Origin of the sequence: Novosphingobium sp., from assembly GCF_019748365.1 — a bacterium.
Lineage (GTDB): Bacteria > Pseudomonadota > Alphaproteobacteria > Sphingomonadales > Sphingomonadaceae > Novosphingobium.
Genome location: NZ_JAIEPN010000054.1, coordinates 1 through 4,434, shown reverse-complemented (window position 1 = coordinate 4,434; position 4,434 = coordinate 1). Strand labels below are relative to the sequence as shown.

General features: G+C 62.7%; 7 protein-coding genes. 4 read left to right on the top strand and 3 right to left on the bottom strand.

All coding sequences use genetic code 11. The features are described 5' to 3' along the window. Window positions 1–404: 404 nt before the first annotated feature. Genes K5Q19_RS07645 through K5Q19_RS07635 form a run of 3 tightly spaced genes read right to left on the bottom strand, consistent with a single transcriptional unit; the run spans window position 405 to window position 2,281 of the window. Complete coding sequence (locus K5Q19_RS07645) at window positions 405–1,328, bottom strand: replication initiator protein A (RefSeq protein WP_292942991.1); 924 nt, start codon at window positions 1,326–1,328, stop codon at window positions 405–407. 13 nt (window positions 1,329–1,341) lie between these two features. Beyond that, entirely contained in the window at window positions 1,342–1,653 is a 312-nt protein-coding gene (locus K5Q19_RS07640; protein ID WP_292942988.1) for a hypothetical protein, read from the bottom strand. Continuing rightward, window positions 1,643–2,281 carry a plasmid partitioning-family protein gene (locus K5Q19_RS07635; RefSeq protein WP_292942985.1) on the bottom strand — a complete coding sequence of 213 codons (639 nt, stop codon included), beginning with the start codon at window positions 2,279–2,281 and terminating at the stop codon, window positions 1,643–1,645. Before K5Q19_RS07635 ends, K5Q19_RS07640 begins: the two co-directional genes overlap by 11 nt. 222 nt (window positions 2,282–2,503) lie before the next feature. Between K5Q19_RS07635 and K5Q19_RS07630 the strand changes: the two genes are divergently transcribed. The 4 genes from K5Q19_RS07630 (at window position 2,504) to K5Q19_RS07615 (ending at window position 4,258) form a co-directional block, all read left to right on the top strand. Continuing rightward, a complete protein-coding gene (locus K5Q19_RS07630; protein WP_292942982.1) occupies window positions 2,504–2,752 on the top strand; it encodes a DUF4160 domain-containing protein in 249 nt (82 codons plus the stop codon). Beyond that, window positions 2,739–3,152, top strand: coding sequence for a DUF2442 domain-containing protein (locus tag K5Q19_RS07625; RefSeq protein ID WP_292942979.1), 414 nt, complete (start codon window positions 2,739–2,741; stop codon window positions 3,150–3,152). Before K5Q19_RS07630 ends, K5Q19_RS07625 begins: the two co-directional genes overlap by 14 nt. A gap of 112 nt (window positions 3,153–3,264) precedes the next feature. Further along, window positions 3,265–3,717, top strand: coding sequence for a hypothetical protein (locus tag K5Q19_RS07620; protein ID WP_292942976.1), 453 nt, complete (start codon window positions 3,265–3,267; stop codon window positions 3,715–3,717). Between the two features lie 172 nt (window positions 3,718–3,889). Then, complete coding sequence (locus K5Q19_RS07615; RefSeq protein WP_292942973.1) at window positions 3,890–4,258, top strand: response regulator; 369 nt, start codon at window positions 3,890–3,892, stop codon at window positions 4,256–4,258. Window positions 4,259–4,434 lie beyond the last annotated feature (176 nt).

Below are 4,434 nucleotides of genomic sequence, written 5' to 3'. Positions count from 1 at the left end.
GACGCATAGAGTCGACCCATAAGTGCGCGCAGAGACGCTTAGCGTATATCTGTGCCCGTTCTATGTCCTGACCCCGTATCGGCCGTTAGGCCGATTCCATTGGACCTTTCTTTCCTTGCTCGGTCGCAGTCCGTCGCGTCGTGTTGCGCACTATCGGGGTTTTGGCCCCTGATTTCACCGATCGCTTCGGGTTATCCACAGGCCGGAGTCATTAAGAAGAATCTCCTATGTAATAGGAGGTTTAAGATTCTTACGGAGCGTTTTCTACCTGTACCCTCAAAGGGTTAGCGGTAGTTTCAGGGGCCAAAACCCCGTGATTCGCGGGGCCAAAACCCCGTGATTCGCAGGGGCCATTCCCCCGATAGTTGGAGCATCGCCGCTATCGGGGTTTTGGCCCCTAGCGATTAGTCGGCCGGAAACCCCATCGGGGGGCGCGGAAGGCGCTTGAACTGGAAGCCTGGGTGGTCGGTCGATAGCTGGCACCGCTCTGTGAAGTTAAGAACCTCCTCACCTTCATCGTTTCTCACCATCTCAAGCCAATAGCCGGGTAGCCGCTGCCGCTCGACAGAGCGCCGCAACTCCTTGGCAAAATCGGCTAGTCGCTGGGTGCTACCGCTCTTGTGATGGAGCTGCTTCATAGTGAAGGCCCACCCCCCTGCCTGATGGCCCCCATGCTTCCGCACGACGCGGTAGAGCCAGCGCTCGATGCCGCCGGTCAGCTTGAAATAGGCCCGGTCGATGCCGAGCACGAGGCGGTCGGTCAGCACGCCCTCATAGAGCCAATCGGATATGGTGAACTCGACGCCGGTGGATCGCCCAAGGTCGTCGGTTGGTGCCGAGTAGCGCTCGATCCAGTGAAAGCCCTCGGGACGCTTCTTCTTGCCCTGGCGAATGTTGGTGCGGATCAGGGTGGCGCTCAACCGCTCCAACGCCTCAACGATACGGCGATACTCGTCGCCCCCGGTCGGCCGGTCGATGCCGCGTAGCAGCTCATAGAGCGGAACGTGGAAGTGTGGCGTCGTCGGCTGTCCCGCCGCCTTCGCCGCCCGGAGCTGCGACACCGCCCATATCAGGATATCGCAATCCCAAATGGTCGCGATGCCGATCTCGGCCGGGGCCGTGACGTTAACGGTGACGGTGGTGGTGCCGTTCTGCACCTGGTAGTCGATCGGCTCGCTGCGACGCTGTTTGGAGAGGCTGAAAAACGGCCGCTCCATCATCTCCTGCTCGTCATGCGTCGGTATGTCGCCCGGTAGCGTCACGAACAGGTCGAGCTGGTCGAGCATACTGACCGGCTCGCCTTCTTTCCTTCTGCCCTTCTTAGTCATAAAGGCTCCAGGGTTAGCGGCGCGATCGGCCGCTCGGAACGCTCGCGGCGACCGCCTCCAGCGGCTCCAGCCCGCGCGCCTCCAGCAACCGGTTCCACGCCTCATGCCCCAGCTTTTGCAAGCTAAGCCCCGTATCGAGGCTCAACTGGCGGAGCCGCTTGCGGTCGCGCGGGGTGACTTGCACGTTGATCGGCACGATCGCCGGCGATGCGGCGTCCCGAACGGGCGCGGTTTCGGCCGTCGACGCGGCGATCGGGGCGGCTGGCTCCTCGTCCAGCTCGCCCATAACGTCGGCGAGCGCGCGGCCGGTGCGCTTACTGCTCATGTCGTATCTCCTGAATCCAGCTCCAAACCTGGCGCAGCTCGTCGGCCGCATCGCGCGCCGCCTGGCCGCGCATTTCGGTCACGCCCCTCCCCTCAAGCGAGGCGTCCAGATAGACGGTCCGATCGGACAAGTGGGTCGGGCAAACCGGGACGGGGTAGCGCGACAGCGCGGCGCGCGCAGCGGTCGCGCGCGAGTCGTTCTTCGCCGCGTTGACGATGACTACCGCGCGCTGGTCGAGCCGACGAAGGATCTTCAACGTTTCGCCGACCGCCTCAAGGTCGTCGGGAGACGGCCGCACCGGCACGATCACCAGGTCCGCCACGCGCGCCGCCTCAGCCTCCGGCTCCTCAACGGCGGGGCGCGTGTCGATGAACAGCGCGCCCTCGGGCTTGCGTCGAAGCCGCTTAGCGGCATCGGTTAAGGTAGTGCCGTCCAGGTCGACCAGCTCGGGGCGTTCAAAGGCCGGTTCGATCTGCTCGCGGCGCGTCCACCATTTCGTCGTCGTGCGCTGCGGGTCGCGGTCGATGATAAAGCTAGGCTCCGTCCCGCCCGCTAGAACCGCGAGCTGACGGGCAAGGGTGCTTTTACCCGCCCCGCCCTTCTGGCTAATAAGTGAGTAGATTTGCACCTTCGCCCCTTCTCGCCCTCTTACCTGTGACACTATGAAGGTGATTAGCAGGGAAGGAAAGACCCTTTACACCTTTCTTGCGCGAGCGATCGTTACGCGCCAGCGCTCAGACGGCGGCGCGGCGGCTCGGTCGGAGCGTAGCGGAGATAGAGCGCGGTCCCGCAAGGGACGCGCTCGCTATGCAACTATTCCCTAGCGGTTGGGTTTCTGATATGTCGGCCTATGCCCGTCGTCTATCGCATCGGTGGCCTGCGGGTCGTGATCTGGCCCAACGATCATCGGCCGGCGCATGTCCATGTGAAGGGCGCGGAAGGGGAGGCGGTGTTCAACCTGAACTGTCCCGGTGGTCCGCCCGAACTGCGGGACAGCTACGGTTTCAAGGTGCCGGACGTGAACCGGATCGAGGCGGCGCTGGTCGAGCTGGTGCCGACATTATGCGCGGAATGGAGGACGATACATGGCGATTACTGAGCAAGAGCTGGCGCAAGCCGAAGTGCGCATGGAGGCGATCCGTGCCGCGGGCCATGCCGTGTCCGCCCGCTTTGATCGTCGGCGGTCGCGGGTCGTGGTCGCGCTGAACACTGGAGTCGAGCTGACCTTTCCGACGCAGCTCGCGGAAGGGCTGGCCGATGCGTCGCCCGATAACCTCGCTGAAATCGAAGTCAGCCCGGCGGGGCTGGGGCTGCACTGGCCCAAGCTCGATGCGGACCTTTACGTCCCGGCGCTGCTACAGGGCGTGTTCGGCTCGAAGCAGTGGATGGCCCGCCAGCTCGGCGCGGAAGGGGGCCGGTCGCGCACCGCCATCAAGGTCGCCGCCTCACGCGCCAACGGTCGGAAAGGCGGTCGGCCGCGAAAGTTCGCGACGGCATAAACCTGCACTACTTACCTTGTTGCCTATGACACTAAGAAGGTTTGTAGGCTAGTAGAGGCGTGAGGCGAAGTTTCCGCTTTCGTTCTCACCGGTCGTGACTCATAGAATCGTCATGCCGATCGCGCGCGAACATCGCTGGCTTTACCCGATCGACTGGCGCGAACTGTCGAACCTCATCCGGTTCCGGCGCGCCAAGGGGCGATGTGAGCATTGCCGACGCCCGCACGGCCGCGACGTGCCGCACCTAGGCAATGGCATCTGGTGGGACGAGGACGACGCGACCTGGCGCGACGGGCAGGGCAGGGGGCTTCGCCGCCTGCCGTCGCCGGACGAGTTGGCGGGCGCGCAACCTGGCCTCGTCGGCATCGACCCGCCTGCCGCGCTGCGCGTCACGCGCGTGGTCCTCGCCAGCGCCCACCTGAACCATGATCCCGGCGACAATCGACCGCGCAACCTCGCCGCCCTTTGTCAGCGCTGCCATATGATCCACGACGCGACCGAACATCGCCGGCGCCGGTGGCTTAATGCCTTTCGCCTGCGCGCGATCGGCGACCTGTTCGGCTAATTGGCCGCGCCCAGTCTTGGTTGCTTGACAAGTTCGGGCGCACGAAACGCAAATGTTGTGCAGGAATATCACACTGCGACCGCATTCACCCATTCGCGGGAACGGCTTGGGCCACTCAGCGTATTGCAACCTTATGAATCATGCCCCTGATGTTGCGAATGAGAACAATGCGGTGCCGTCCACCATTCTTGTCGTTGAAGACGAAGTCCTTATTCGCTTTGTGATCGCTGACTACCTGCGCGATTGTGGTTTTCAGGTGGTTGAAGCCGCCAATGCCGATGAGGCCGTGAAGCTGCTGGAAACCGACAAGATCGGGGCCGATATCGTTTTTTCCGACATCCAGATGCCTGGATCGATCGACGGCATGGGACTGGCGCGCTGGATCAGAACACACTTCCCCACGATCAAGGTCGTTCTCACCTCGGGGAATGTGCGCACGGCTGAGCTGGCGGAGGATTTATGCCACCTTCAGCCGATCGAGCAGAAGCCATACAACCACGAAGCGCTATTAAGTCGCCTGCAAACACTGCTGGCGAGTTAAACGCGCCAGCGTTCAATGAATTGCTGAAACGCGATGTTCTACTTCGGTTAAATCGGCATTTTGCGCATAGCGCTTTGCCAACTCTTCGTGGACTGCCTTAGCCGGGCTGGTCGCTTGAGGTCGAAAACGAGCATGGAACGTCTACGGTCTGGGACGACCTGTTCGCGACTGATGAT